Annotated in this window: 26 protein-coding genes; 5 read left to right on the top strand and 21 right to left on the bottom strand. The window is 71.8% G+C overall.

Annotated elements, in window-relative coordinates:
• Positions 1 to 3: 3 nt before the first annotated feature.
• From accA to OG570_RS15040, 16 genes are all read right to left on the bottom strand, one after another.
• Positions 4 to 1704: an acetyl-CoA carboxylase carboxyl transferase subunit alpha gene (gene accA, locus OG570_RS15115; protein WP_326957069.1), complete on the bottom strand. Its 1701-nt coding sequence runs from the start codon at positions 1702 to 1704 to the stop codon at positions 4 to 6.
• A gap of 172 nt (positions 1705 to 1876) precedes the next feature.
• Positions 1877 to 2200, bottom strand: a complete 324-nt coding sequence (locus OG570_RS15110) for an antibiotic biosynthesis monooxygenase family protein (protein ID WP_326957067.1) — start codon at positions 2198 to 2200, stop codon at positions 1877 to 1879.
• The gene (locus OG570_RS15105) at positions 2197 to 2544 is read right to left on the bottom strand and encodes an antibiotic biosynthesis monooxygenase family protein (RefSeq protein ID WP_326957065.1); all 348 of its coding nucleotides are present in this window, start codon (positions 2542 to 2544) and stop codon (positions 2197 to 2199) included. The genes OG570_RS15110 and OG570_RS15105 overlap by 4 nt, the downstream gene beginning before the upstream one ends.
• Positions 2544 to 3296, bottom strand: coding sequence for an SDR family NAD(P)-dependent oxidoreductase (locus OG570_RS15100; RefSeq protein WP_326944844.1), 753 nt, complete (start codon positions 3294 to 3296; stop codon positions 2544 to 2546). Before OG570_RS15100 ends, OG570_RS15105 begins: the two co-directional genes overlap by 1 nt.
• Before the next feature lie 37 nt (positions 3297 to 3333).
• Positions 3334 to 3795 (bottom strand): DUF1772 domain-containing protein, encoded by a 462-nt coding sequence (locus tag OG570_RS15095; protein WP_326957062.1) that lies wholly within the window; start codon positions 3793 to 3795, stop codon positions 3334 to 3336.
• 24 nt (positions 3796 to 3819) lie between these two features.
• Positions 3820 to 4278, bottom strand: coding sequence for an SRPBCC family protein (locus OG570_RS15090; protein ID WP_326957060.1), 459 nt, complete (start codon positions 4276 to 4278; stop codon positions 3820 to 3822).
• A 1-nt stretch (position 4279) separates the two neighbouring features.
• Entirely contained in the window at positions 4280 to 4540 is a 261-nt protein-coding gene (locus OG570_RS15085) for an acyl carrier protein (protein WP_247058700.1), read from the bottom strand.
• Between the two features lie 21 nt (positions 4541 to 4561).
• Complete coding sequence (locus OG570_RS15080; RefSeq protein ID WP_326957058.1) at positions 4562 to 5767, bottom strand: ketosynthase chain-length factor; 1206 nt, start codon at positions 5765 to 5767, stop codon at positions 4562 to 4564.
• Positions 5768 to 5960: 193 nt separating this feature from the next.
• On the bottom strand, positions 5961 to 6410 hold the full coding sequence (locus OG570_RS15075) for a DUF1772 domain-containing protein (RefSeq protein WP_326957056.1): 450 nt from the start codon (positions 6408 to 6410) through the stop codon (positions 5961 to 5963).
• Positions 6407 to 7285, bottom strand: a complete 879-nt coding sequence (locus OG570_RS15070; protein WP_326957054.1) for an NAD(P)-dependent oxidoreductase — start codon at positions 7283 to 7285, stop codon at positions 6407 to 6409. Before OG570_RS15070 ends, OG570_RS15075 begins: the two co-directional genes overlap by 4 nt.
• A 3-nt stretch (positions 7286 to 7288) precedes the next feature.
• A complete protein-coding gene (locus OG570_RS15065; protein WP_326957052.1) occupies positions 7289 to 7669 on the bottom strand; it encodes a SchA/CurD-like domain-containing protein in 381 nt (126 codons plus the stop codon).
• Complete coding sequence (locus OG570_RS15060) at positions 7669 to 9171, bottom strand: peptide MFS transporter (RefSeq protein WP_326957050.1); 1503 nt, start codon at positions 9169 to 9171, stop codon at positions 7669 to 7671. The genes OG570_RS15065 and OG570_RS15060 overlap by 1 nt, the downstream gene beginning before the upstream one ends.
• On the bottom strand, positions 9168 to 10790 hold the full coding sequence (locus OG570_RS15055) for an FAD-dependent monooxygenase (protein WP_326957049.1): 1623 nt from the start codon (positions 10788 to 10790) through the stop codon (positions 9168 to 9170). Before OG570_RS15055 ends, OG570_RS15060 begins: the two co-directional genes overlap by 4 nt.
• 25 nt (positions 10791 to 10815) lie before the next feature.
• Positions 10816 to 11673: an LLM class flavin-dependent oxidoreductase gene (locus OG570_RS15050; RefSeq protein WP_326944852.1), complete on the bottom strand. Its 858-nt coding sequence runs from the start codon at positions 11671 to 11673 to the stop codon at positions 10816 to 10818.
• A gap of 29 nt (positions 11674 to 11702) precedes the next feature.
• On the bottom strand, positions 11703 to 12947 hold the full coding sequence (locus OG570_RS15045) for an FAD-dependent oxidoreductase (protein ID WP_326957047.1): 1245 nt from the start codon (positions 12945 to 12947) through the stop codon (positions 11703 to 11705).
• Positions 12947 to 13684, bottom strand: coding sequence for an SDR family NAD(P)-dependent oxidoreductase (locus OG570_RS15040; RefSeq protein WP_326957045.1), 738 nt, complete (start codon positions 13682 to 13684; stop codon positions 12947 to 12949). Before OG570_RS15040 ends, OG570_RS15045 begins: the two co-directional genes overlap by 1 nt.
• 187 nt (positions 13685 to 13871) lie before the next feature.
• On the opposite strand from OG570_RS15040, the gene OG570_RS15035 reads away from it, so the two are divergent.
• Positions 13872 to 14882 (top strand): methyltransferase, encoded by a 1011-nt coding sequence (locus tag OG570_RS15035; RefSeq protein ID WP_326957043.1) that lies wholly within the window; start codon positions 13872 to 13874, stop codon positions 14880 to 14882.
• 428 nt (positions 14883 to 15310) lie between these two features.
• Here OG570_RS15035 and OG570_RS15030 read toward each other — a convergent pair whose 3' ends face one another.
• Genes OG570_RS15030 through OG570_RS15015 form a run of 4 tightly spaced genes read right to left on the bottom strand, consistent with a single transcriptional unit; the run spans position 15311 to position 19142 of the window.
• Positions 15311 to 15676, bottom strand: a complete 366-nt coding sequence (locus OG570_RS15030; protein WP_326944856.1) for a SchA/CurD-like domain-containing protein — start codon at positions 15674 to 15676, stop codon at positions 15311 to 15313.
• Positions 15676 to 16716: a methyltransferase gene (locus tag OG570_RS15025; RefSeq protein ID WP_326944857.1), complete on the bottom strand. Its 1041-nt coding sequence runs from the start codon at positions 16714 to 16716 to the stop codon at positions 15676 to 15678. Before OG570_RS15025 ends, OG570_RS15030 begins: the two co-directional genes overlap by 1 nt.
• A gap of 36 nt (positions 16717 to 16752) precedes the next feature.
• A complete protein-coding gene (locus OG570_RS15020) occupies positions 16753 to 17955 on the bottom strand; it encodes a cytochrome P450 (RefSeq protein WP_326957041.1) in 1203 nt (400 codons plus the stop codon).
• A gap of 23 nt (positions 17956 to 17978) precedes the next feature.
• Positions 17979 to 19142, bottom strand: a complete 1164-nt coding sequence (locus OG570_RS15015; RefSeq protein WP_326957039.1) for a nucleotide disphospho-sugar-binding domain-containing protein — start codon at positions 19140 to 19142, stop codon at positions 17979 to 17981.
• A 154-nt stretch (positions 19143 to 19296) separates the two neighbouring features.
• Between OG570_RS15015 and OG570_RS15010 the strand changes: the two genes are divergently transcribed.
• The 4 genes from OG570_RS15010 to OG570_RS14995 all read left to right on the top strand — a co-directional run bounded on the left by OG570_RS15010 (position 19297) and on the right by OG570_RS14995 (position 22073).
• Positions 19297 to 19974, top strand: coding sequence for an SDR family NAD(P)-dependent oxidoreductase (locus tag OG570_RS15010; RefSeq protein WP_326957037.1), 678 nt, complete (start codon positions 19297 to 19299; stop codon positions 19972 to 19974).
• Between the two features lie 73 nt (positions 19975 to 20047).
• Positions 20048 to 20383, top strand: coding sequence for a TcmI family type II polyketide cyclase (locus tag OG570_RS15005; RefSeq protein WP_247058716.1), 336 nt, complete (start codon positions 20048 to 20050; stop codon positions 20381 to 20383).
• Positions 20380 to 20808 carry a cupin domain-containing protein gene (locus OG570_RS15000; RefSeq protein ID WP_326957035.1) on the top strand — a complete coding sequence of 143 codons (429 nt, stop codon included), beginning with the start codon at positions 20380 to 20382 and terminating at the stop codon, positions 20806 to 20808. Before OG570_RS15005 ends, OG570_RS15000 begins: the two co-directional genes overlap by 4 nt.
• Entirely contained in the window at positions 20805 to 22073 is a 1269-nt protein-coding gene (locus OG570_RS14995; protein ID WP_326944863.1) for a beta-ketoacyl-[acyl-carrier-protein] synthase family protein, read from the top strand. Before OG570_RS15000 ends, OG570_RS14995 begins: the two co-directional genes overlap by 4 nt.
• Positions 22074 to 22189: 116 nt before the next feature.
• Here the strand turns inward: OG570_RS14995 and OG570_RS14990 are convergent, their stop codons facing one another.
• The gene (locus OG570_RS14990; protein ID WP_247058719.1) at positions 22190 to 22825 is read right to left on the bottom strand and encodes a TetR/AcrR family transcriptional regulator; all 636 of its coding nucleotides are present in this window, start codon (positions 22823 to 22825) and stop codon (positions 22190 to 22192) included.
• Positions 22826 to 23003: the final 178 nt, after the last annotated feature.

The raw sequence follows: 23003 nt of genomic DNA, 5'->3' as shown, positions 1-23003 counted from the left end.
CACTCAGCTCCGTTCCCGCGCCGCTTCAAGGGTCCCGAACCGGCGGAACTTGGCCCGCCGGGCCGCGGCCAGGCCGGCGCCGTCCCGGCCGCGCAGCTCCCGCAACGCGCACACGACGGCGTCGCGCACGAGCAGTCCCGCGCGCGCCGGGTCGCGGTGCGCCCCACCGGGTGGCTCGGGCACCACCCCGTCGATGACACCCAGTTCCAGCAACGACCTGGCGTCCACCCGCAACGCCTCCGCGGCGACGCCGGCCGCCGCCGGATCGCGCCACAGGATCGCGGCGCAGCCTTCGGGGCTGATCACCGAGTAGGTCGCGTTTTCGCACAGCAGCACCTGATCGCCGACGGCCAGCGCGAGCGCGCCACCGCTGCCGCCCTCCCCGGTGACGACGCTGACCACCGGCACCCGCAGCCCGCCGAGCACCCGCAGGCACTCCGCGATCGCGCCGGCCTGCCCGGCGCGTTCGGCGTCGAGGCCGGGGTGCGCGCCCGGGGTGTCGATCAGGGTCACCACCGGCACGCCGAGCTTGCCCGCCAGCCGCATCAGCCGGGCGGCCTTGCGGTAACCCGCGGGCGAGGGCATGCCGAAGTTGCGGCGCACCAGTTCGTCGGTCGCGTGGCCCTTCTGGTGGCCGATCAGCATCACCGGCAGCCCGTCGATGGCGGCGAGGCCGCCGACGATGGCCGGGCAGTCCTCGCCCGCGCGGTCGCCGTGCAGCTCGACGAACCCGTCGAGCCAGGAGACGGCGTGGTCGAGGGTGGTCGGCCGGTCGGGGTGCCGGGCGAGCTCGACGGTCTGCCGGATGTCGCGGCGCTCCAGCGCGACGACGTCCCGGATCACCGGGTCGGTGTCGCTCTCGCCCCAGTCCGGGTCGACCGGCCGGGTCGCGGTGAACAGCGCCGCCAGCACGAACGGCAGCTCGGCGCGGGCGCGGACGTCGTCCACGAGCCCGTGCTCCAGCAGGAACTCCGAGGACTGGAAGCCTTCCGGCAGCCGCTGCCGGATCGTCTGCTCGATGACGCGCGGGCCGGCGAACCCCATGCGGGCGCCCGGTTCCGCGACGATCACGTCGGCGAGCGTCGCGAACGACGCGGCGACCCCGCCGAACGTCGGGTCGGTGACGAGCGTGACGGTCAGCAGCCCGGCCTCGTCCAGCGCGGCCATCGCGTTGCTGGTCTTGGCCATCTGCACCAGCGAGAGCACGCCTTCCTGCATCCGGGCGCCGCCCGACGCGGTGACGACCAGCAGCGGGACGCGGTCGGCGAGCGCCGTCTCGGCGGCCGTCGTGATCGCCTCGCCCGCGGCCGTGCCGAGGCTGCCGCCCAGGAACCCGAAGTCCATCACCGCGACGACCACGGGCGCGCCCCGGATGGCCCCGCGGGCGACGAGCACCGCGTCCGACGTCCCGCTGTTCTCCCGCGCCTTGGCCAGCCGGCGCTCGTAGGGCTGCAGGTCGGTGAATTCCAGCGGGTCGTGCACGGTCGCGGCGGGCTCGACCAGCTCGGCCGACCCGGGGTCGAGCAGCAGGTCGAGCCGTTCGGCCGCGGTCAGCCGGAAGTACCGGCCGCACTCGTAGCAGACCTTGGCGCCGCGCTCGAGGCGCTTGCGGTAGAGCAGCGAGCGGCAGTCCGGACAGGACAGCCACTCCTCCTCCACCGGCCCGGCCGTGTCCGGCGGGCGGTTCGTCACCGAAGTCGTCATGACGCACCGTCTCCCTCTTGCGTCTCAGAATGGTGTTCCTCGGTTTGAAAGCCGGAGTCAGGGGCCGGGCTGAACGGCGGCTGCCCGGCCAGCGCGCCGCCGCACTCGATCAGCACGCCGAGCACGGCCCGGCCCGCCGTCCGCCACCGCGGTTCCGCCGTGAACTCGGGGTTCACGGCGCGTCCGGTCCCGAGCGGGTCGCGGCGACCCGGTAGACGGCGAACGGCCGCGCCAGCGACAGATCGCGGTAGGGCCGCAGCGGCGCCGTCTGGTCCTTGTGCCCGGCGCCCTGCTCCCAGGCGTCGAACGCGGCCAGGTCGGCCCAGGAGCTGACCACCACGAAGCCGTTCCCGGCGTGGACCGAGCGCAGCAGCTCGTTGCCCAGCAGGCCGGGCGTGCCCGCCAGCCGGTCGCCGGCCTCGTGGTAGGCCGCTTCGATGCCGGCGGCGTCGTCGGTCACGTGGTAGAGCAGGACGCGCACGCCGCCGTCGGTCACCGGGCCACCGCCCAGTCCGCGTGCGCTCGGCCGGCTTCGGCACTGCCGGCCAGGTGGGCGACGACGTGCATGGTCGTCATCGAGCCGCCCGAGCGGAACGGGTGCAGCTTCTGCCGGTGCTCCAGGTGCCGCTCGCTGGTCTCGAACTCGCGGAAGCGCGGCTCGTCGACCCAGTCGCTGACGATGTAGTAGACGCCGTCCTCGTCCGACCGCGACAGCCACTGCCCGAGGTTCGCCGGGTGCGACGTCACCGAGTCGCCGATCTCCGCCCAGACGCGCTCGAACTCGCCGCCGAGGCCGGGCTTGATCTCCATCCGCAGCATGACGCGGAACGCGGCGGCCATCAGGCGATCCCGCCGTCGACCGAGACGACCGAGCCGGTGACGTACCGCGCGTAGTCACTGCTGAGCCAGGACACCGCGCCGGCGACCTCGTCGGGCGTGCCGAGGCGGCCGAGCGCCGTCTTGTCGCTGTAGCGCTGGATCATCAGCGCGCGCTGCTCTTCCGGCATCGCGTCGATGGCCTCGGTGTGGATCATGCCGAGGGACAGGATGTTGAAGCGGATACCTCGTGAACCCAGTTCACGAGCAACCGACCTGTGGAGTCCGTGCAACGCCGCTTTGGTGGTGGTGTAGTGCGCCCGCAGCGGGATGCCGACCTCGATCGACTTCGAACTCATGCTCATCACCGAACTTCCCTCGTGCAGCAAGGGAAGCGCGCCCTGGATGACCAGGTGCACGGCCGTGACGTTGGTGTCGAGCGTCCGCTGCCAGTCCTCGAGCGACAGCTTTTCGTACGGCACGTGGTTGATGATCGCGGCGTTGTTGACGATGACGTCGAGCTGCCCGAAGCGCGTCCGGCACTCACCGAGCAGCTCGGTGATCTGCGCCGGGTCGGCCAGGTCGGCGCGCACGACGTGGTGGTTGCCGCCGATCTCCTTCAGCTCGCGCTCCAGCGAAAGGGCGGCTTCGCCCTCCTGCCGGTAGCACGTGACGACGTCGACGCCCTGGCGTGCCAGCGCGAGCACGACGCCGCGGCCGACCCCGCGCGTCCCGCCGGTCACGAGTGCCTTCTTGCCTGCCAAACCGAGATTCATCAGGTCCTCCGTGTTCTGGTGACGTGGGCGTCGCGGCTCACAGCGACAGGCCGAGCGCGAGGCAGTTGGCGAGCAGGGCGAGCACCGACAGCGCGGTGCGCGTCCGGTTCCACCGGCCCCACGCCGGCCGCGGGTCGCGGCCGGCGAAGTCGGCGGGCAGGTCGTCCGGGTCGAGGGCCCGCACCCACTTGTTGACCGGGACGTTCTTGAGCAGGGAGATGGTGATCGTGGCCAGCGCGAGCACGGTCGCGGCCAGGAACAGCGGCCGGGTGCCCGCCGCGTCCGCGACCAGCGCGAGCGTGACGTCGCCGAGCACGGTCACGATCAGGCAGACCGGCATGAACGGGTCGTAGCGCGTGGCGAAGAAGGCGTGCGCGTGCACGTACTCCTCCGCCGGCAGGCTCTGCAGCAGCGGCCAGCCCCCGAGCTGGGTTCCCATCAGGACCCCCGCGGCGAGGCCGTTGGCCAGGATCACGAGCGGGACGAGCACCTGCAGCACCGCACACCTCCTTCACTGCTCGCTTCAGACGACGGCCCGCGCCGCCGCCTCGACCTTGTCCTTGATCAGCCGCATCTGGATCGGCGTGTTGGTGTTGAGCCGGTCCTGCATCGCCTGGTCGCCGACCGGCGCCTGCGGCTTCATCTCGAAGTCCTGCACCCAGCGCATGCGGGTGCCTTCGGGGACCGCGAAGTACTCCCAGTAGATCCACATGTACTTGAACGGGCCGGTTTCGACGCGCTGCGAGCGCACGGTGTGCGTGGCCTCGTCCGGCGTCCGCGCGGACACCCAGCACCAGACCTTGCCGTTCTCGTCCGGGTGCAGCGCGAGGCGGAAGCGGATCGTGCCGTCCTTTTCGGACAGCACGGTCGCCTCGGAGTACTCGCTGAACAACGTCGTCCACGTCGGGATGTCGTTGGTCATCGCCCAGACGAGCTCGAGCGGCGCGTCGATGACGATCTCGTTGTCGGTGTGCCCGGCCATCTCAGACGGCCGCCTTCGAGAGCAGGTCGTTGACGAACGCGACGGCGTCGCCGGGCGTGGTCGTCTCCGAGACGGCGTCGTCCGGCAGGCTCACGCCGTAGCGGCGCTCGACCTGGCTGCGCAGCTCCAGCATGGCCAGGGAGTCGTAACCGAGGTCCGCGAACTCGACGCCGGCGATGTCGCCGTCCAGTTCGACGCCCTCGTCGACGCCGGCGCTGGTCGTCATGATCTCCTTGAGCTCCAGCAGGGTGAACTCGCTCATGGGTTTCTCCGTTCTTCGGTGCTACGGGCGGCGCAAGACGAGTGCGGCGGTGAAGCCGCCGTGACCGCGGGCCAGTACGAGCGCGGTGCGCAGGTCGGCGTCACGCGGCCGGGTCACCAGGTCGAGGTCGCAGCCCGGGGCGAGCCGCTCCGGGCCGACGGTGTGCGGGACGATCCCGGCCCGCATCGCGAGCAGCGCGGTCGCGACGTCGAGCGCGGCGCCGCCGCCGTAGAGCCGGCCGGTCAGCGTCTTCGGCGCGGTGACCGGTACCGACCCTGGTCCGAACGTCTCGACGAGGGCTCGAGCCTCGATCAGGTCGGCGGCCGGCACGCCGGACGCGTCGGCGAACACGACGTCCACTTCGGACGGTGTGACGCCGGCGTCGGCCAGGGCCCGCGCGATGGTGCGCCGGAGCACCGGCGGCCGGTCGGAGCCGGGCGGCGGGTCGAACCCGGCCGCGTACCCGGCGATGACACCGTACGCCTCGACGCCCCGTTCGCGGGCGCTTTCGGCGCTCTCCGCGATCAGGATCGCGCCACCCTCGCCGGGCAGGTGCCCGGACGCCTCGACGTCGAAGGGGAGGTACGCGCGGGCCGGGTCGTCCACTGTGGACAAGCCGCCGGCGGACAGCTGGGCCACGAGGCCGTACGGGCACAGCGACGCGTCGGTGCCGCCGCTGACGACGACCCGCGAGCCGCCGCGGATCAGCCGCCGCGCCTGACCGAGGACGTCGAGCCCGCCCGCCTGTTCGCAGGCCAGCACGCCGCACGGGCCGCGCATCCCGTGCCGGATCGAGATCTGGCCGGTGGTCGCGGCGTAGAACCAGGCGATGGACTGGTACGCGCCCACCCACGACGGCCCGTTCTGGTACAGCCGCTCCATCTCGTGCTGCCCGAACTCGGTGCCGCCGGACGAGCTCGAGGTGACGACGGCCATCTCGAACTCGGGCACGCCCGCCGGGTCGAGCGCGGCGTCGGCCAGCGCGTCGGCCGCGGCGGCGAGGCCGAGGTGCGTCCAGTGGTCGGTCTGCGGGATCAGCCGGCCGGGAATCCGCTCCCTCGCGGAGAACCCGGGCACCTGGCCGGCGTGCCGGACCGGGTAGCCGGAGGCGTCGAAGCGGTCGATGCGGGCGATGCCCGACTTGCCCGCCAGGACCGCCTCCCAGTGCGCCGTGGCGCCGATCCCGGTCGGCGCGACCACGCCGATCCCGGTGACGACCGTGCTCATCGATGCCCTCCACGCGAAAAGAATCCGAGACGGATAACGGCAAACGCTTTCCTGCTCACGCGATCCAGAATGCGGACCACCCCTACAACCCACCTAGGACGGGACTCGAAGCTTCGCGGTCTGCCGCAGCTTGTCGTGAGTGTTTAGGGCGGTTAGAACCGCCCTAAACACTCACGACAACTTGCACCGAGCGTCAGGCCGGAACCAATGCGACCGCGTTGACGACGACCGCGACCAGCGCCAACGCTGTCCGCAGCAGGTGGAAGCGGCGCCACAACGGACGCGGGTCGCGCCAGTCCGGCGGAATGCTTTCCGGGTCGAGAGATTTGACGACGCGGTTGATCGGCACGTTGCAGAAGTGCGAGACGATCGAAACCGCCAGCAAAAGCACCGCGGCGACCGCGAACAACCCGTTCCCGGAATCGGCCGTGAACACCAGGACGACGTCGATCACCGTCGAGGAAAGCACGATGATCGGCATCGTCGGGTCCCACCGCTCGCCGATCAGCTGGTGCGCGTAGACGTACCGGTCGGCGGGCATCGTGATCAGGGCGGGCAGCACGCTCAGCGCCACCGCGAACAGCACCCCGGCCACGACACCGCTGCCGGCCAGCACCGCGACGGACAGCAGCCACGTGATCATGGCCGGACAGCCGCCCGGGACAGCTCGACGACCGCGGCCGCGTCGTCGTCACCGCGGCCCGCGTCGAGCAGTTCCTCGAACCGCTCGGCCGCTTTCGACGTCAGCGGCAGCGCGGCGCCGTGCCGCTCCGCCTCGGCCGTCGCGAGCCGGAGGTCCTTGTGCATCAACGTCGTCCGGAACGCGGCCGGGCGGTAGGAGCGGCGCCGCATGAAGTCCGCGCGGAACGCCAGCACCGGCGAACGCCAGCCGCTGTTGTCGAACGCGTCCAGCAGCAGGTCGCGTTCCATTCCCATCGACTCGGCGAGCGCGACCGCCTCGGCCAGCCCGGCCGTCTGCACGCCGAGCAGCAGGTTGAACGCCAGCTTCAGCACACCCGCGCTGCCGGGCCCGCCGAGGTAGCGGACGTCCCGGCCGAGCGCGGACAGCACGCCGGACACGTCGTCCGCCCACGCGCGTTCGCCGGCCACGAACACCCTCAGCTCACCGGTCGCGGCCATCTTCGGGTTCCCGATGACGCACGCCTCGACCCGCCGCACGCCGAGCGCGTCGAGCCGCTCGGTGATCTCCTCGGCGAAGGCGGGCGACACCGTCGAAGTGTCCACAATGGTCAGTCCGGGCCGCAGCTGGGTCGCGAGGCCGTCGAACACGACCTGCGTGACGGCGGCTTCGTCGGCCAGGCTGAGCAGCACGACGTCCACGTCCGCCGCGGCTTCCGCCGGGGACGCGGCGATCCGCGCCCCCGCCGCCGCGAGCGGGGCGGCCTTCGCCGCGGTCCGGTTGTAGGCGGTGACCTCGAACCCGGCGGCGAGCAGGGCCCGGGCCATGCCCCCGCCCATCATCCCGAGGCCGATCACGCCGATGCGTGCCAGAGTCATGGCTCAGCTCCCCGCCGGGTGGGTCGCCACGGACAGCTGGGAGACGCATCGCATGGTCGCGTTCCGGAAGTACTCGGCGAACCCGGCCGCGCTGTCGGTGTCACGCTGCTCGGCGAGGTACGGCGCGAGCTCGTGCTCGACCGTGTGCACCCCGCTCTGGGCCGCCATGTGCTTGCCGACGGCCGCGAAGTCGCCTTCGAAGTGGATGAACCGCACGACGATGTCGTCCTTGACGAACACGGCCGTGCCGAGCAGCCGGCCGGCCGCGTCGCCGTCGTCGCCGCGGAAGTCCGGGGTGTCGACCCGCTTGAACCGCGCGAAGACGTCGGCGATCTCGTCCTCGAACCCGGGCTTGACCCGGTAGGTGATGGCCGCGTAAGGCATTACACGTGTCCTTTCTGGACATCAGCGACATCGGCGACTTCGGCGACGAGCGCGTTGCCGAGTGTGCGGCGGGACAGCAGGAAGACGACGCCGATGAGGGCGGCCACCCCGCCGAGGGAGGCGTAGTAGACGGGCTCGCTCATGGCCGTGCTCAGCCGCACCAGCAAACTGCCGAGCCCGCCCCCCAGGGCGGCGAACAGCCACAGCATCCCGATGACGCGGCCGATGAACTCCGGCCCGAGCACGTCGGCGGCCGACGAGATCGCGACCGCCGCGATGATCACCTCACCGGCCGCGTGCAGCAGGTAGACCAGCGCGAGCCACAGCAGTGACACCTGCTGACCGTCTTCGGCGAGCGAGGAGCCGACGCACATCACGAGGAACCCGGTGCCCACCATCACCAGGCCGACGCCGAGCTTCACGCCGACGCCGTCGACCGCGGGCAGCACCTTGGCGACCACCGGGGCGAGCACCAGGATGAACGCCGGGGTCGCCGCCTGCAGCCAGCTGGCCGGGATGCCCAGGCCGAACACCGTGAGGTCGGTGTGGTCCCGCGCGAACAGCGTCAGCAGCGACGCCGAGTGCGCGATGATGATCCAGAACAACGTCGCCCCGAGGCACACCGCGAGGTAACCGCGCAGCCGGCGCCGTCGTCCCGCGGTGAGCGCCGGGTTCCGGTACAGCGTCACGTACCCCACGACCGGGAGCAGGATGCTGAGCACGCTCGCGATCATGATCGCGGTGGTCGCGGACAGCCGGCCGGTAACGGCCAGCAGCGCGACCAGCACCACGGCGAGCCCGAGCACCAGGCCCGCCCCGCGCAGGGCCCGGCGCCGCTCGACCGGCGTGGCCGGCCGGCGTGGGCGCATCCCGGTGCCGCCGAACTGCCCGGCCGAGAAGGCCAGCAGCACCGCCGTCACCAGGACGGCCGCCGAGGCGACCGAGAACCCGAGGTGCCAGCTGACCTTCTCGCCGAGGTAGCCGGTGATCAGCGGCGCGGCGAGCGCCGAGATCTGGACGCCGACGTACATCAGCGAGATGCCCGACTCGCGGCCGCGGCGGCCGTCGAACATCAGGTTGATCAGCGCCTGGTGGTTCGGCTTGAACAACCCGCCACCCGCGGCGAGCAGGATCAGGCCGGCCGTGGTGGCCCAGCCGGTCGGCGCGGCCAGCGCCAGGTAGCCGGCGCCGCTGAGCACACAGCCGCACAGCAGCCCGCGCCACTGCCCGAGCAGCCGGTCGCCGATCCAGCCGCCGGGCAGCGAGAGCAGGAACATCACGCTGATCCAGGCGCCGAACAACGCGGCCGCGTCGGCCGTGCGCAGCCCGAGGCCGCCGCGCTCCACCGGCGCGGCGGCGTACAGCACGAGGATCGCCTGCATGCCGTAGAACCCGAAGCGCTCCAACGTGTCCGTGACGAACAGCGTGGTGTACCACCGCGGCATCCGTCTCAACGAGACCGTGCCGTCGAGCGCGACCCGGTCGATCTCCGGCGCGCTCACGCCACGCCCTCGGGCGGCAGGCCGCTGGCGCGGGTGAGCACGTCGGCGAGCACGGTGTCCTGGTCGGCGACCTTGCCGGCCGAGCGCCACGCGACGAACGCGTCCGGCCGCACGAGCACCGCGCCGTCCGCCGAGACGCCGTACGCCTTGGCCCAGTCGCGGTCGACGGCGGTGATCTCGCCGCCGTCGATCACCTGGACCTCCAGCGGCAGCCCCGTCTGCTTGGCGACGCGCTCGGCGGCCTCGACCCAGCCGTTGGCGCGCGAGCCGGTGAGCAGCACGAACTTGTCCCAGAACAGGTCGATTGTGGACAGTCGCTGCCCGTTGCGCTCCAGCCAGACGTGCGGCGCGCGCGTGCCGGGCTCGCCGGCCAGCTCCAGGCCCGGGCTGAGCGTCGGGGCGTCCGCCTGACCGCCGGTGATCGCCTCGGAGTGGTAGCGGTACCCGAGGGTGATGATGACGTCGTCCACCAGGGACGCCCGGGTCTCTTCGTCGGCGTAACCGTGCCGGATCCGGTTGCGCACCATGGCCTGGCGGGCCATCGCCCCGCCGACGCCGCGGCGCTCGGCGTCGTAGCTGTCGAGCAGCGCGTCGCCGCCCGTGCCGGCCAGCACGGCGGCGATCTTCCACGCGAGGTTGTGCGCGTCGTGGATGCCGGTGTTGGCGCCGAACCCGCCGGCCGGCGGGTGCACGTGCGCCGCGTCGCCGGTGAGGAAGACGCGCTCGCGGCGGAACGTGTCGGCCACCAGCTGCGCACCCTGCCACGGCACCTTCGCGACGATCTCGACGTCCATGTCCGGCACCCCGGCGGCCGTGCGCACGATGTCGACGCAGCGCTCGTCCGGGTAGTCGGCCGGCGTCTCGCCCTTCTCCGGGTAGTACAGCGGCGCGGCCAGCCACGGGTCGGCGCCGTGCAGCCGCGACAGGCCCATCAGCGTGCCGGGCGCCGCGGTGGCGTAGCACAGGATGAACTTGCGGTCCTTGAGCACCGACGTCAGCTGCGGCGCGCGGAAGTACACGCTCAGCGCGTTGAACACGGTCCCGATGCCGCTGCGCTCGACGCCGAGCGCCTTGCGGATCCGGCTGTTCGCGCCGTCCGCGCCGACCAGGTAGTCGGCCCGGACCGTGGTCTCCTCGCCGGTGGTCAGGTCCTTGATCTGCGCGGTGACGCCGTCTTCGTCCTGGGTGAACGACGTCAGCCGCGTCCCGAACCGGATGTCGGCGCCCGCGCCGCGGGCCAAGTCGGCCAGCACGCGCTCGTAGCGGTCCTGCCCGCAGCCCATCACGCGCTCCGGGCTGACGGTCGGGCCGTCGAGCGACGGCGACTCCAGCACCTCGGCGTCGTCGATCTCGGCGAAGGTGCGGACCTGGATGATGCCGCCTTCGAAGTACGGGTGGGAGTCGCCGACCTCGAGGGCGCGGATCTCCTGGTTCACCCCGGCGGCGCGGAACAGCTCCATGGTCCGGGCCTGCAGCCCGGGCGCCCGCGGCAGCGTGGACGTGCCGTCCCGCTGCTCCACGAGCAGGGGCCCGACGCCGTGGCGGGCCAGGAACAGCGCGGTCGAGATACCGACCGGGCCGGCGCCCACGACGAGCACCGGCACTCGGATGTCAGTCATGCGTTTTCCTTTGCTCGCGGCCGGGTTACAGGCAGACCTTGGCCAGCTCGTCGAGCTGGTCGACGTCGGACGTGCAGGGGAAGAGCAGCAGTTCGTCGCACCCGGCGGCGGCGTAGGCGTCGATCGTCTCGCGCAGCCGGGTCTCGTCGGAGATGACGCCGTTCGCCAGGAACTGCGCCTTCTCGCCCATGTAGGAGTAGTAGTCGAGCAGGTAGCGGCCGCCGGCCGCCTTGCGCTCCTCGCCGAGGGCGACGTAGGTGAGCGCGCCCATCTTCGGTGTGTCCGTGCGGCCCGCCGCGACGAACGCGGTGCGGACCTGGTCGGCCTGCTGCGGGTAGCGCGAAACCGGGCCGCCACCGGACACCCAGCCGATGCCGTGCTCGGCGGCGCGGCGGATGAACGCGGGCCCGTTGCCACCGGCCCAGATCGGCACGGCCGCGCCGTTCGACGGCTTCGGGCCGATGCCGGGCACCGGGCCGCGGCCCGCCCAGACCTCCTTGAGCTCGCCGAGCAGCTGGTCGAGCCACTTGCCGCGGGTGTGGAAGTCGACGCCGGTGGCGAGGAAGTCGTCCTCGCGCCCGCCGGCGGCGACGCCGACCACCAGCCGCCCGCCGGAGAGCCGGTCGATGCTGGCCAGTTGCTTGGCCAGCAGCGCCGCGCTCGGCCAGTAGCCGGCCAGCAGGATGGTCGGGGCCAGGGTGATGCGGCTGGTGGCGGCGGCCGCCGCGGCCAGCGCCACCGTGGCGTCGTAGCTGTCGTACACCAGCCGGTCGAGCACGGCCAGCGTGCTGAACCCGAGCTCGTCCGCGCGAGCGGCGAACTCGATCAGCTGCCGGCCGTCCGTGCCGGGGACGGTGTTGGGCAGGCCCACTCCGATGTCCATAACTCCTCCTGTCTTTTCAGCTGGCCGAATCAGCCGGCCACGCGCGCCGGGAGCACCGACTCGTCGAAGTCGATCCGCTTGAGCGACCACTTGGCGACCTGCAGCGACATCGCGACGGCGTCCGTGGCGTAGCCGAGCATTTCCGTCTGGTACCGCTCGGAAGCCAGCGCGACCGGCTGCTCGCCGCGGTCGGCGGCGAGCAGTTCGCGGGTGAGCGTCGCGGCGTCGCGCAGCGCGGTGTTCGCGCCGACACCACCGGACGGCGGCATCGCGTGGACGGCGTCGCCGAGCGGGATGACCGGGCCCGGCTCCCACGGCTCGATCGGCGCCGTCGCCCGGACGGCTACCGGGAACGTCTCTTCGACGTCGGCGAACTCCATGATCGCCCGCAGGTGCGGGTGCCAGCCGGTGGTGCGGGCCTTCGCGAACTCCCACAGCTCGGCGCCGCTCATCGCGAGGAACTGCTCGTCCGGCATCCCGGTCGCGGTGCGGTGCATGGAGAACACCGACATGAAGTAGTCGTCGCACGGTTCGAAGGCCAGCTCCGGCCACAGCCGCGCGGACGCCGTCGCCGGCTCGGTCCGGAAGACCATCGGCATCAGGCCGAGCTTGTGCTCGTCCGAGCCGATCACCCAGGTGAACCGGTCCTGCAGGATCTCCGGCAGTTCCGCGCGCAGCCGCGCGGTCATCGGGATCCGGCCGAAGATCGTCCGGACGCCGAGGTCGCGCGGCTCGGCTCCGCCGCGCGCCCGCCGGATGCCGGAGTTCGCGCCGTCGGCGGCGACGAGGACGTCCCCGGTGTCGACGCTGCCGTCCGCGAACTGCACGGCGACCGTGCCGTCCGGCTGGACCTCGTGGTGGGTGTAGCGCTTGCCGAAGTGGACGGCGTCGGTGAGCCCGGCCAGCAGGACCTTCCGCAGCGTGACGCGGTCGACGGCGTCGACCTTGTCCGCCTGCCCGGCCCGCGGGTCGGTCATCTCCGGGGTCCACTGTGGAGTGAGGTGCTCGTCGTAGTTCGCCATGCCGAAGCCGTAGCGGCTGTTCGCGGTCGCGGTCAGTAATGTCTGGACGCGCTCGGGCAGGCACTCCCGCAGCGCGCGTTCGCCGTCCTGGCTGATGTGCAGCCGGTAGCCCTGGTTGCGGCCGCGGATCGAGTCGTCGCGTTCGTGCACGGAGACGTCGACGCCGGCCTTGCGCAGCCCCTGGGCCAGGCACAACCCGCCGACGCCACCGCCGATGACGACGACCCGCAGGCCGCGTCGCGCGGTGGCCATCAGACCCCGCCGTCGACGTTGAGGGTGACACCGCTGATGTACTTCGCCGTGTCACCGGCAAGGAACAGCACGGCGCCGGCGACGTCTTCCGGCTGGCAGATCCGGCCCAGCGCCGTCATCCCGACGATCCGCTCGACGGCGTGCGGCGGCAGGCCCGCGCCCGGCTCGGTCTCGGTGAGACCGGGGGCGACGGTGTTGACCCGGATGCCGCGCGGGCCGAGCTCCTTGCACAGGCCGCGGGTGAAACCGATCAGCGCGGCCTTCGACGCGGTGTAGTGCACGCCGTTGACGCGGCCGCGCAGCGCGACCGACGACCCGACGTTCACCACCGACGCGCCGTCGGTCAGCAGGTCCAGCACGGCCTGCGTGACCAGGTAGGCCGACGTCACGTTGTGGTCGATGAGCCGGCCCCACTCGGCGTCGTCGATCTCCCCGAAGGGGACCCCGCCGTCGACGCCGACGTTGTTGACGACGACGTCGAGCCCACCCCAGTCGGCTCGCACCGTCTCCGCCAGCGCCGCGACGTCCGCGCGGCGCGTCACGTCCGCCTGCACCAGGCGGTGGTGCTCGCCGAGCGCCTTCAGTTCCCGCGCCAGGCTTTCCGCCGCCTCGTCACCGGTTCGGTGGCCGGCGAGCACCCAGGCTCCGGCCCGGGCGAAGGCGAGCGCCGTGGCCCGGCCGATCCCCTTGGTGCCACCGGTCACCAGTACTCGTTTGCCCCGCAGTCCTTGCTCCACCGGACGCCACCTTTCCCGTTCGACTTGGCCGTGAGCCTGACAAGGACCGCTGAACCGGAACTCGAACCCGGGTGGAGCCCGCCGGTTCCACGCCGGTTCGAGTTGCGCTCCACCCCGCGGTGGAACGGTGACGACAGATCCGGCCCGGTCAGTGGCCGCGCGAACTGTCGAGAAGGGAAGTCGGCACATGACGAGTACCGCACCGGATGTCAGCACCCCGGCGGGAATCATCAGGCTCTGCAACGCTTTCTGTGACGCCAAGGCGTTGCTCACCGCGGTGGAACTCGACCTGTTCACCAAGCTGCACTCGGGCTCGGCGACCGAAGAGCAGCTCCGGAAGAGCCTGGCGCTGCACGGGCGCGGCCTCGGCGACTTCCTGAACCTGCTGGTGGCGCTGGGCCTGCTGGAGAAGGAGGGCGACCGCTACCGCAACGCCGCCGGCGCCGACCGCTACCTGGTGACGAACCTCCCGACGTACGTCGGCGGCTTCATGCACCGCGCCAACAACAACCTGTACCCGGCGTGGGGCCTGCTCACCGAGGCGCTCAAGACCGGGAAGCCGCAGGCCGAGGGCGACTTCGAGCAGGTCATCGCCAACCCGAAGGTGCTGGGCCAGTTCATCCGGATGATGGACGCGCTCACGCAGGTGCTCGGGCCGCAGCTGATCGAGGCGTTCGAGTGGTCGGAGTTCAAGACCATGCTCGACATCGGCGGCTGCCGCGGCAACATGGCGAGCCAGATCGTCAAGGCGAACCCGGACCTCTACGGGCACGTCTTCGACCTGCCGCCGATGAAGCCGTTCTTCACCGAGCACATGGCGACGCTCGGCCTGACCGACCGCCTGGAGTTCCACGGCGGCAACGTCTTCCACGACGACCTGCCGTCGGCCGACCTGGTGGTGCTGGGCCACATCCTGCACGACTTCGACCGCGACCACCGCAAGCGCATCCTGCAGAAGGCCGCGGCGTCGGTCAACCCCGGCGGCACGCTGCTGGTGTACGACCGCATGCTGGACGAGGACCCCCGCCACGTCGAGAACCTGGTGATCAGCATCGACATGCTCCTGGTCAGCGACGGCGGCTCGGAGTACCCGGCCTCGGAGGTCCGCGAGCACGCCGCGGAGGTCGGCTTCACGGACTTCACGTCGAAGCCCCTGGGCGACTACGACACCCTGGTCGTCCTTCGCCGCCCCGCCTGAGTCCCGCACCCCCAAGGGCCGTGAAGGCCTCCTTACCGGCTCTTACGGCCGGTAAGGAGGCCTTCACGGCTTTTCGCTACCCCCGGGGAGGCCGGCCGCGGAGCCGACCCTCCGGGTACGCGAACCGACTCCCCAGGCACGCGAACCGACCCTCCGGGGTCCGGGTGTCGGCGCGGGCCCGAGACGCGACGCGTGTCGTCCTCGGAATCACGCGTGTCGACCCTTCAATCACGCGTGTCGACCCTGGGATCACGCGAGCCGACCCTCCAGACACGCGAGCCGACCCTCCGGGGCCGGGCAGGGTCCGTGATCGAAGGGTCGACTCGCGTGATCAGGAAGCCGACACGCGTGATCAGAGGGTCGACACGAAGAACGGGCCGGGATCCGACAGGATCCCGGCCCGTTCTCGTGTCGGCAGGTGCGGCGGGTCAGGCGGGTACCGGGCTCCGGGGCACCGCGAACTGCGTGACGCACCGCAGCATGCTTTCCCGGAACGTCCGCACGAAGCCTTCCACCGTCCCCGTGTCACGCGGGTTGTTCAGGTACGGCGCCAGCTTGCGCTCCACCTCCCGCACCCCCGGCTGGTTCGCCATGAAGCGGGCCACGGCGTCCAGGTCGCCGTCGTACTCGATGAACCGCACCAAGGTCGCGTCCCGGATGAACACCGCGGTCGCCAGGATCCGGGCACCGTCCGGCAGGACGCTCGACCTCGGCCGCTGGAAGTCCGCGAACACCTCGGCGACGTCGTCCTCGCAGCCGCTCTTGATGTCGTAGGTGATCGCCACGTACGGCATCAGCGGGCCTTCCGGCAGACGACGGCCGTCTCGAGGCCGTCGAACAGCGCCACCGTCGTCGTCGACTCGAAGCCCGCGGCCGACGCGTACTCGCGGCAGTCGGCGATCGTGTACTCCGAGCCGCCCGGGGTCACCACCAGCAGGTTCAGGCAGCCCAGCAGGCCGACCTTGTTGACGCGGCGGTCGTCGTCGATCATCCGGTCGTAGATCACCACGATGCCGCCGGGGTTGACAGACTCGTACGCGCGCCGCACCAGCGTCGCGCGCTCCTCGTCGTTCCAGTCGTGCAGGATGTGCCCGAAGATCAGCACGTCCGCCGGCGGGATCGGCTCGGTGAAGAAGTCGCCGACGACGAACCCGACGCGCCCCGTGGTGCCCTTGGCCGCCATGTGCTCGTGGAACAGCTCGGCGATCTCCGGCCGGTCGAACACGACGCCGTCCAGGTGCGGCTGGGCCTTCACCAGCGACGCCGACAGGTTGCCGCGCGCGCCGCCGACGTCGACGAACGTCTTGTGCTCGGCCCAGTTGACGCCGTCGGCCAGCTCGGTCGCGATGTGCGTCGTCCACGCGTCCATCGCGGCGATGAACGAGCGCCGCTCCTCCATGTCCTCGTACAGCCGCTCGAAGTAGTCCGCGGTGTCCCAGCCGATGAACGGCTTGCCCGAACGGAGGCTTTCGGTCAGCCCGCCCCAGGCGCGGAACAGGTGCTTGCTGGCCTGCCGCATCCAGCCGCCGAGGAAGGTTTCCTTGTGCTCGTCGAGGAAGTACCCCGTGGTCGCGGTGTTGCGGTAGAGCCCGTCCTCGCGCTCCAGCAGGTCGAGCGAGACGAGCGCGTCGAGGAAGTCCCGCGACGAGCGCGGGTGCAGGTCCAGCTTCGCCCGCAGTTGCTCCTCGCTCGCCGACCCGGCGCCCAGTTCGGTGAACAGGCCGATCTCGACGGCGGTCAGCAGCGTCTTGGCGGCCCAGAACGACGTCCCCAGCTCGATCAGCGGCCGGGCGTTGATCGCGGAAACCGTGCCCTGGTCAGCAGTGGTGGTCATGAACGGTCCTTCCTTGCGTGGTGTGATCAACAGGGGTCACCACTGCAGCGGCAGGGTGTCCGGTCGGGTGAACGCGCGGTTCGCGCTCCACTCGAGTTCGGCGGGCGGGACGGCGATGCGGAACTCGCCGAAGTGCTCGAGCATCCGGTCCAGCGCGACCGTCAGCTCGACCCGGCCCAGGTGCGCGCCGAGGCAGTGGTGGATGCCGTGCCCGAAGGCGAGGTGCGGGTTGTGCGCACGGGTCAGGTCCACCTCTTCGGCGCCGGTGAAAACGCTTTCGTCGCGGTTCGCGGAGTTGATGCACGGCAGCACCGCGTCGCCCGCCTTGACCGTGACGCCGCCGATCTCCATGTCTTCCAAGGCGATCCGGATCGGCCCGACGCCGCCGCCGGCCTGCGAATACCGCAGCAGCTCGTCGACGGCGGCGGGCAGTTCGTCGCGGTGCTCGACGAGCCGCCGCACCGCGCCCGGCTGTTCGGTCAGCGTCAGCACGCCGTGCGCGATCTCGGACGTCGTCGCGTGGTACCCGGCCATCAGCATGGTCTCGGCGAACGCGAGCAGCTCCTCGGTGCTGAGCGAATCGTCCTCGTCCCGCGCGGTGATCAGCACGGCGAGCAGGTCGTCGGCCGGGTTCTTCTGCTTGGTCTCGATGAGGTCGTCGAGGTACTGCCGCAGCTTCCCGGCGGCCTCGCCGACCTGCCCGGACGACCGGTGCCCGACGCTCAGCATCACGTCGGTCCAGCCGCGGAACAGGTCGTGGTCGTCCTGCGGGACGCCGAGCATCTCGCAGATCACGGTGATCGGCAGCGGCTGCGCGAGGTGCTCGATCAGGTCGGCGCCCGGGCCGGCCTTGACCATCCCGGCCACCATCTCCTCGGCCAGCTCCTCGACGCGCGGGCGCAGGTTCTCCACCTGCCGCGTCGTGAACACGCGGCCGACGAGCTTGCGCAGCCGGGTGTGCTCGGGCGGGTCCATCACGAAGATCGACTTCGACCCGGCCGCGACCGGCAGCAGCCGGGGCGCGTCCGGGCGGGTGATGGCCTCGCGGCTGAACCGCGCGTCGGCCAGCACCTTGCGGACGTCGGCGTGCTTGGTGACCAGCCAGACGGCGTGGCCGTTGGGCAGGGTCGCCTTCGCGACCGGCTCCTCGGCGCGCAACCGCGCGTACTCCTCGGGCGGCAGCAGCGGATGCTTGCTGGTGAACGGAAACCGCAGTGTGTCGACGGCTTCTTGGGTCATCTGCGTCTCCTATGGACAGTCTGCTACGGACGGTTGAGGACCGGGCCGGTCAGGGTTTCCAGCGCGGCGGCGACCTTCGACGGCGACGGCTGCTCGCGCATCTCCGCCGCGACCTCCCGGGCCGCCGTCCGCTGCGGCGTGCCGGGGGCGATCAGCCGCACGATGTGGTCGTGCAGCACGTCAGCCGTCGCGTCGGCGATCCCGACTACCACGCCGGCCCCGCGCGCCCCGGCCCGCGCCGAGTGCCCGGCGTGGTCGGGCAGCTGCGGCACCAGCAGCACGGGGACGCCTTCGTGCAACGACGTCAGCAGGCTGCTCGCGCCGCCGTGGCCGACCAGCAGGTCGCAGCCGGCCAGGATCGGCTGCAGGGGCTCGTCGACGAGCACGTGGACGTGGCCCGGCAGCGGCCCGAGCAGCGGACGTTGCGCCGAAGAAACCGCCAGCACGACGTCGACGTCGAGGTCCGCCGTCGCGGCGACGACCCGGTCGACGAGGAACCGCCGCGGGTCGACCTTCGCGATCGTGTGGCCCCAGCTGACGCAGACCCGCGGCCGGTCGCGGCCGATGCGGAACCCGCGCGGCGGCGTGGCCGGGCCGTTGACCGGGACGTACCGCACGGGCAGCCGCCGGTGCTCGCCCGGCACCTGCATGCTCGCCGGCACCGGGTCGATCGTCGCGGCGCCGGCGGCGTCGAAGGGCAGGCCGCCGAACCGGGCGGCCAGCGGCGCGAACGCCTCGGCGAGCACGCCGCTCACCCGCGAAAGCAGGTCGGCGCCGTACAAGTGGCGCACGGCGGGAACGCCGGCGGCCGCGGCGGCGAGCGGACCGGCCAGCGCCGTCGGGTCGTAGACGACGAGATCGGCGCGCCAGTCGCGGACCAGCTCGGCCAGATCGTCCACCATGGACTCGGCGTGCTCCAGCAACAGCCGCACCGCACGGGGTTTGCCGCTCTTCGCCGGCGACGCGGCCCCGGGCACGGTCGGCAGCAGGTACTCCCGCACGATCCCCGCGGTGTCGACGTCGACGCCGACCCGTGCCGCGGTCAGCCCGGCCCGCCGGATCTCGCCGGCCAGCCCGGGCTGGCTGGCGAACAGCACCTCGTGGCCGGCCGCCCGGCACGCCCAGGCCAGCGGCGCCAGCGCGTACAGGTGCGTCGGCCAGGCCCACGTCGTGAACACCACCCGCATGTCCGTTCCTCCTGTGCTTCTCGCCGACGGCCGTCTCGGCGACGACGGTGGCACCGCGTTCTGAAGCCTGACTCGAACGACCGGCACCCCAGCGCGGATCGAGCCGCGGCCGCGACCATCGCGGCGGAACGACCACCGACAGCGGAGGAACACCGTGGCCGCACAACGCACCGCCCTGATCACCGGGGCCAACCGGGGGCTCGGCCAGGCCGTCGCCGCCGAGCTGGCCGGCCGGGGGCTCGACGTCATCATGACCGCGCGGGACTTCGACGCCGCCGCCAAAGCCGCCGCCGAGATCGGCGCGCGGCCGTACGCCCTCGACGTCACCGATCCCGCGAGCGTGGCGCGGGCCGCCGCCGAGCTGACCGAGGTGGACGTGCTGGTGTGCAACGCCGGCGTCCTGCTCGACGGCGGCCACGACCCGCTGACCGTGCCGCTCGAGCTCGTCGAGCAAACGCTTTCGGTGAACCTGCTCGGCGGCTGGCGCACGGCGCAGGCGTTCCTGCCCGCGATGGTGCGCCGCGGCTGGGGCCGCGTCGTGTTCCTCTCCAGCGCCACCGGGTCGTTCGAGCTGGGGCTGTGGCTGGGCGCGCCGGCGTACTCGCTGTCGAAGACCGCGGTGAACGGCCTGACCACCATGCTCGCGCGAGAGATCGAGGGCACCGGCGTGCTGGTCAACGCCGTCAACCCCGGGCAGGTCCGCACGCGCATGGTGCCCAGCGCGCAACGCGGTCCCGAAGACGCCGCCGTCGACATCGCCGACGTCGCGACCCTGCCCGACGACGGCCCGACGGGCGCGTTCCTGCGGTCGGGCAAGCGGATTCCGTGGTGAATTCGAGCCGGGCTACACCGGCGGCCCGGAACATGAAGCGTCCCGTACCACCACGTTGCCAGGAGGCGAGAACGTGCACCGCACCCTGATCGTCGCGAAGCTCAAGACCGACTCACCCGAACGGATCGCGGACGTCTTCGCCGAGTCCGACGCCACCGATCTGCCGCGCATGGTCGGCGTCTCGCGGCGAACCCTCTTCAACTTCCACGACCTGTACTTCCACCTCGTCGAGGCGGACCAGGACATCAACCCAAGCCTGTACAAGGCGCGCAGCACGGAGCTGTACAGCGACATCAACACCAAGCTCGCCGAGCTCGTCTCGCCGTACGACCCCGGCTGGAAGGAACCGAAGGACGCGATGGCGTCCCCGTTCTACGTCTGGACTCCCGAGGAAGGCCGCGTTCGATGACCACAGTGGACAGGGTGAAGGTCAACGTCGCCGAGGCGGCCCCGAACCAGCGCCGCGGCGGCGACATCCGCGTGACGCTCAGCCCGAAGACGGTCGGCTCGACGTCCGGCTTCGGCGGCTTCCTCATCCTCGGCGCGGGCGAGCACGTCACCGAGCACTACCACCCGTACTCCGAGGAGTTCCTGCACGTCGTCGAAGGTGAGCTGGAGATGACGCTCGACGGCGTCGCGGTGCGGCTCGGCCCGGGTGACTCGCTGATGGTCCCGATCGGCGTGCGGCACCGGCTGGTCAACGTCGGCGACGTCGAGGCGCGGGGCGTGTTCCACCTGTCGCCGCTGGCGCCGCGGCCGGAGCTCGGCCACGTCGACACGGAGGAGCCGCAGCGCCCGGACGCCCCGAACCCGGCGGTCGGGGGTGCTTCGTGACCCGGAGCGTCTCCATCACCGGGATCGGTGTGGTGGCGCCCGGCGGGGTCGGCCGGGAACCGTTCTGGGCACTGCTGAGCGCCGGGCGCACCGCGACCCGCCGGATCAGCCTGTTCGACGCCACCGGTTTCCGCTCGAAGATCGCGGCGGAGGTGGACTTCGACCCGCGGGCCGCGGGCCTGTCGGCGCAGCAGGTGCGGCGGATGGACCGGGCCGCGCAGTTCGCCACGGTGTGCACCCGGGAGGCGGTGGCCGACAGCGGCCTCGACCTCACGGGCCTGGACCCCGGGCGGATCGCGGTCAGCATCGGCAGCGCCGTCGGCTGCACGATGGGCCTGGAGGAGGAGTACGCCGTGCTCGCCGACGAGGGCAAGCACTGGCTGGTCGACCACACCTACGGCGTCCCGCACCTCTACGGCTACATGGTGCCGAGCACGCTGGCCGTCGAGGTCGCGTGGGAGGTGGCGGCGGAGGGCCCGACGGCGCTGGTGTCGACGGGCTGCACGTCGGGCCTCGACGCGGTCGGCCACGGCGTGGCGCTGATCGAGGAGGGCTCGGCGGACGTGGTGCTCGCCGGCGCCACAGACGCGCCGCTGTCGCCGATCACCTCGGCGTGCTTCGACGCGATCCGCGCGACGTCGGCGAACAACGACGACGCCGAGCACGCGTCGAGGCCGTTCGACGCGCGGCGCGACGGGTTCGTGCTCGGCGAGGGGTCCGCGGTGCTGGTGCTCGAGGAGACGTCGGCCGCGCTGCGGCGCGGGGCTCGCGAGTACGCGCGGATCGTCGGGTTCGCCGGGCGCAGCAACGCCTTCCACATGACCGGCCTCAAGCCGGACGGCCGGGAGATGGCGGAGGCGATCCGGGTCGCGCTGGACCACGCGCGGCTGGCGCCGGCGGACGTCGACTACATCAACGCCCACGGTTCGGGGACCAAGCAGAACGACCGCCACGAGACGGCGGCGTTCAAGCGCAGTCTCGGGGAGCGGGCGTACGAGGTCCCGGTCAGCTCCATCAAGTCGATGATCGGGCACTCGCTCGGCGCGATCGGCTCGCTGGAGGTGGCGGCGTGCGCCCTGGCGCTCGACCGCCAGGTGGTCCCGCCGACGGCGAACCTGCACGAGGCGGACCCGGAGTGCGACCTGGACTACGTCCCGTTGACCGCGCGCGAGCACGAGATGGACGTGGTTCTCACGGTCGGCAGCGGTTTCGGCGGCTTCCAGAGCGCGATGGTCCTGGCCCGGCCGGGAGCGGCCGGCGCCTGAGGGAGGAGAAGGAGCGGTGGTGCGGGTTCGCGGCGCCACCGCTCTTTCCGGTGCCCACGAACAAGTCGTGAGTGGTAATGAGGGTTCTAACCCTCTTTACCACTCACGACCGGTTGTCACGATTTGTCGGGGTTCAGGTATTCGATCAAGCGCGCGAGCTGGTCGGCGTACTGCTTGACGAACTCCGGGGACTCCGGGTCCTGCTGCGCCACGCCCTCGATGACGTGCGGCAGGGTCACCGGCGCCATCGCCGCGGCCATCAGCATCACCGTCAGGCAGGCGGGATCCACCCACTCGGGGAGCTGGCCGGACTTCTGCAGCTCGGCCACCTGGTCCACGGTGCCGCCCAGCCGGGCCGACCGCGGCGCGTGGTCCGGGTCGGTGTCCGGGCCGCCGTACTCCAGGCCCGACCACGCCAGCAGGCGCATGCCGTCCCGGGACGTCAGCACCTCCAGGACGTAGCGGCGCAGCTGCTCCGACAGCGGGGTGCCGGGCGCCACCAGCTCGCTCTCACGCTGGCCCCAGCCCTCCGACATGGCCTGGTACAGGCCTTCCTTGCCGTCGAAGTAGTACGAGATGAGCTGCTGGTTCACGCCCGCGCGCGACGCGATCGCCGCGATGCGCGCGCCCGCGTACCCGTGCGCGGCGAACTCCGCGACGGCCGCTTCCAGGATCAGCCGGCGCGTGCGGTCCGGATCCCGCTGCCGCTCCTGCGGCTTCGGCGAACGGCGGGGCTTCGACGACGCGGTCACACCGGCGACTATACATGCGCCCAACCACCTCAACCGGCTGATCGACTTAATGAAACAGACGGTTGACACAGTGAGGCAAGTCCCTGACTATGGTGAGAGACACACCGGCAACACCGCCCACCCGGCACGGGAGCAACCACTCAAGGCCGCCGTGGACAACCGAAGACAGCGCTTTCCC

The organism is Amycolatopsis sp. NBC_01286, from assembly GCF_035982555.1.
In the GTDB taxonomy this organism is placed as follows: domain Bacteria; phylum Actinomycetota; class Actinomycetes; order Mycobacteriales; family Pseudonocardiaceae; genus Amycolatopsis.
Note: the sequence above shows the minus strand (reverse complement) of the source record. Positions and strands in the feature narration are given on the sequence as shown.

Excerpts from the sequence above, each read along its gene's own strand:
- accA (WP_326957069.1), bottom strand. The coding sequence starts at position 1,704 with ATGACGACTTCGGTGACGAACCGCCCGCCGGACACGGCCGGGCCGGTG.
- OG570_RS15105 (WP_326957065.1), bottom strand. The coding sequence starts at position 2,544 with ATGGCCGCCGCGTTCCGCGTCATGCTGCGGATGGAGATCAAGCCCGGC.
- OG570_RS15100 (WP_326944844.1), bottom strand. The coding sequence starts at position 3,296 with ATGAATCTCGGTTTGGCAGGCAAGAAGGCACTCGTGACCGGCGGGACG.
- OG570_RS15090 (WP_326957060.1), bottom strand. The coding sequence starts at position 4,278 with ATGGCCGGGCACACCGACAACGAGATCGTCATCGACGCGCCGCTCGAG.
- OG570_RS15085 (WP_247058700.1), bottom strand. The coding sequence starts at position 4,540 with ATGAGCGAGTTCACCCTGCTGGAGCTCAAGGAGATCATGACGACCAGC.
- OG570_RS15080 (WP_326957058.1), bottom strand. The coding sequence starts at position 5,767 with ATGAGCACGGTCGTCACCGGGATCGGCGTGGTCGCGCCGACCGGGATC.
- OG570_RS15075 (WP_326957056.1), bottom strand. The coding sequence starts at position 6,410 with ATGATCACGTGGCTGCTGTCCGTCGCGGTGCTGGCCGGCAGCGGTGTC.
- OG570_RS15070 (WP_326957054.1), bottom strand. The coding sequence starts at position 7,285 with ATGACTCTGGCACGCATCGGCGTGATCGGCCTCGGGATGATGGGCGGG.
- OG570_RS15065 (WP_326957052.1), bottom strand. The coding sequence starts at position 7,669 with ATGCCTTACGCGGCCATCACCTACCGGGTCAAGCCCGGGTTCGAGGAC.
- OG570_RS15055 (WP_326957049.1), bottom strand. The coding sequence starts at position 10,790 with ATGACTGACATCCGAGTGCCGGTGCTCGTCGTGGGCGCCGGCCCGGTC.
- OG570_RS15050 (WP_326944852.1), bottom strand. The coding sequence starts at position 11,673 with ATGGACATCGGAGTGGGCCTGCCCAACACCGTCCCCGGCACGGACGGC.
- OG570_RS15045 (WP_326957047.1), bottom strand. The coding sequence starts at position 12,947 with ATGGCCACCGCGCGACGCGGCCTGCGGGTCGTCGTCATCGGCGGTGGC.
- OG570_RS15035 (WP_326957043.1), top strand. The coding sequence starts at position 13,872 with ATGACGAGTACCGCACCGGATGTCAGCACCCCGGCGGGAATCATCAGG.
- OG570_RS15030 (WP_326944856.1), bottom strand. The coding sequence starts at position 15,676 with ATGCCGTACGTGGCGATCACCTACGACATCAAGAGCGGCTGCGAGGAC.
- OG570_RS15025 (WP_326944857.1), bottom strand. The coding sequence starts at position 16,716 with ATGACCACCACTGCTGACCAGGGCACGGTTTCCGCGATCAACGCCCGG.
- OG570_RS15020 (WP_326957041.1), bottom strand. The coding sequence starts at position 17,955 with ATGACCCAAGAAGCCGTCGACACACTGCGGTTTCCGTTCACCAGCAAG.
- OG570_RS15015 (WP_326957039.1), bottom strand. The coding sequence starts at position 19,142 with ATGCGGGTGGTGTTCACGACGTGGGCCTGGCCGACGCACCTGTACGCG.
- OG570_RS15000 (WP_326957035.1), top strand. The coding sequence starts at position 20,380 with ATGACCACAGTGGACAGGGTGAAGGTCAACGTCGCCGAGGCGGCCCCG.